The sequence below is a fragment of the Kineosporia babensis genome (genome assembly GCF_021129305.1).
In the GTDB taxonomy this organism is placed as follows: domain Bacteria; phylum Actinomycetota; class Actinomycetes; order Actinomycetales; family Kineosporiaceae; genus Kineosporia; species Kineosporia babensis.
Genome location: NZ_JAJOMB010000063.1, coordinates 1 through 2807 on the forward strand (window position 1 = coordinate 1; position 2807 = coordinate 2807).

2 protein-coding genes and 1 pseudogene are annotated in these 2807 nt (G+C 68.6%); all 3 read left to right on the forward strand.

Annotated elements, in window-relative coordinates:
* Positions 1-214 (forward strand): annotated as a pseudogene (locus LR394_RS40950) (potassium-transporting ATPase subunit B); the annotation flags it as partial.
* A gap of 10 nt (positions 215-224) precedes the next feature.
* Positions 225-1091 (forward strand): potassium-transporting ATPase subunit C, encoded by an 867-nt coding sequence (locus LR394_RS40955; protein WP_231450127.1) that lies wholly within the window; start codon positions 225-227, stop codon positions 1089-1091.
* A 15-nt stretch (positions 1092-1106) separates the two neighbouring features.
* Positions 1107-2807, forward strand: a 1701-nt coding sequence (locus LR394_RS40960; protein WP_231450128.1) for a DUF4118 domain-containing protein, incomplete at its 3' end; no start/stop codon positions are given.

Here is a 2807-nt window from a genome sequence, read left to right on the forward strand (position 1 = left end):
GACCTCGGCGATCCTGTCCGCGGTCATCTTCAACGCGATCGTCATCGTCGCGCTGATCCCGCTGGCCCTGCGGGGTGTGAAGTACCGGCCCTCCGACGCGGCCACCATGCTGCGGCGCAACCTGCTGGTCTACGGCCTCGGCGGGATCGTCACCCCCTTCATCGGGATCAAGGTCATCGACCTGCTGATCTCGGCCATCCCCGGAATCTCCTGAGGTAAAGGAAATGAGACTCCCTTCGTGGCTCGGCCAGCACCTGGCCGCCCTGCGTCTGCTTCTGGTCATGACCGCGATCACCGGTCTGGCCTACCCCCTGCTGATCACCGGGATCGCCCAGATCCCGGGACTGGACAGCAATGCCGAGGGCTCGCTGATCGAGCGGGACGGCGAGCTGATCGGTTCCTCGCGGATCGGCCAGTCGTTCACCGACGCGGACGGCAACCCGCTGCGTCAGTACTTCCAGTCCCGGCCGTCCGCGGCCGGTGACGGCTACGACCCGACCTCGACGAGCGCGTCCAACCTGGGCGCCAACGACATGGTCGACACCCTGAGCACGGACGAGGAGAGCGCCTCGCAGAGCCTGCTCACCCAGGTCTGCTCCCGCTCCGTGGCGGTGGGCGAACTGGAAGGCGTGGACGGGTCCCGGCCCTACTGCACCCCGGAAGGCGTCGGTGCGGTGCTGGGAGTCTGGTACGCCGACGGCACCACCGGGGCGATCACCCGGGTGGTCAGCCTGAACGAGACCGGCACGCCGTTCCTGGCCACCTACGAAGGCGTTCAGGTCCAGGCCGCGGAGCCCGACACCGAATACACCGGATACGTGGCCACCCCGATCAAGGGCGACGCACCTGAGGAACCGGCCGTTCCGGCCGACGCGGTCACGGCCAGCGCCAGCGGTCTGGACCCCCAGATCAGCCCGGAGTACGCCGAGCTGCAGGTGACCCGGGTGGCTGCCGAGCGCGGTCTGGACCCGGCGAAGGTGCAGGACCTGGTGGAGGAGAACACCACTGGGCGTGGACTCGGCTTCATGGGCGAGCCCGCGGTGAACGTGCTGGAGCTGAACCTGGCTCTCGACGCTCTCGACGCAGCGTAACAAGGAGCAGGACACGTGGTGGGTCAGCTGCGGGTGCACCTGGGGGCAGCGCCTGGTGTGGGTAAGACGTACAAGATGCTCGAGGAGGGGCATCGGCGCCGTGAGCGGGGTACCGACGTGGTGGTCGGGTACGTGGAGACTCATGGCCGGGAGCAGACCGAGGCGATGATCGGTGATCTCGAGGTGCTCCCGCGGCGGACCGTTCACTATCGGGGTGCCACGTTCACGGAGATGGATGTGGATGCGGTGCTGGCCCGGGGCGCGGAGGTGGTGCTGGTCGACGAGCTGGCCCACAGCAATGTCCCGACCTCCCGCAACGCGAAGCGCTGGCAGGACATCGAGGAACTGCTGGACGCCGGGGTGACGGTGCTGACCACGGTGAACGTGCAGCATTTGGAGTCGATCAACGACATCGTGCGGCAGATCACCGGGGTGCCGCAGCGGGAGACAGTGCCGGACGAGGTGGTGCGCCGGGCCGAGGCGATCGAGTTGGTGGACATGGCGCCGGAGGCGATCCGGCGGCGGATGGCGCACGGCAACATCTACCGTCCGGAGAAGATCGACGCGGCGCTCGGCAACTATTTCCGGGTCGGGAACCTGACCGCGCTGCGCGAGCTGGCCCTGTTGTGGCTGGCCGACAAGGTCGACGACGAACTCGAGGACTACCGCTCCTCGCACAACATCAAAGACACCTGGGAAGCCCGGGAACGCGTGGTGGTGGCCCTGACCGGGGGCCCGGAGGGCGAGACCCTGATCCGGCGGGCCGCCCGGCTGGCCAGCCGCTCCCGGGGCGCCGATCTGCTGGCCGTGCACGTGGCCCGTAACGACGGACTGAGCGGTGGCAGCCATGCGCACCTGGTGGCTCAGCGCACCCTGATCGAGGATCTGGGTGGCACCTACCACCAGGTGGTCGGCAACGACATCCCGCAGGCCCTCCTGGCTTTCGCCCGCGGGGTCAACGCCACCGAACTCGTCCTCGGGGTGTCCCGTCGAGGACGCCTGAGCGCCCTGTTCTCACCCGGGGTCGGGACCACCACGACCAACGGTTCCGGCCCGATCGACGTGCATCTGGTGACTCATTCACAAGTGCGCAAGGGCCGGTCGTTGCCCCGGGCCGAACATGCGCTGAGCCAGCACCGGAGAATCGCCGGGTTCGTCTGTGCCACCGTGGGTCTGGGCCTGCTGACGCTGCTGCTGATCCAGCTGCGTGATCAGGTGTCCCTGGACAGCGACGTGCTGCTGTACATGGCCGCGGTGGTGGTCGTGGCGCTGATCGGAGGGCTCTGGCCGGCCCTGCTGGCAGCGCTTCTCGGCACCCTGCTGCTGAATTTCTACTTCGCTCCGCCCCTGCACGGGCTGAGCATCGCGTCCGGGGAGAACGTGCTCGCCCTGGCCGTCTTCCTGGTGGTGGCGGTCGCGGTCAGCGCCACCGTCGACCGAGCGGCCCGCCGGACCCGGGAGGCGGCCAGCGCCCGGGCCGAGGCCGAAACACTTTCCACGCTGGCCGGAAACGTGCTGCGAGGGGCTGAGCCGTTGCCTGCACTGCTGAACCAGTTACGTGAGACCTTCGGCTTCAGCGGGGCGACCCTGCTCCAGCGCAGACCCGAAGCCGCTCCGAGCCCTGATCTGCAGCACGACCAGGACGCCTGGGAGGTGGTGGCCAGCGTGGGAAACACGCTCCGGACCCCTGGCGAAGGGGATGCCGAGGTGCTGGTG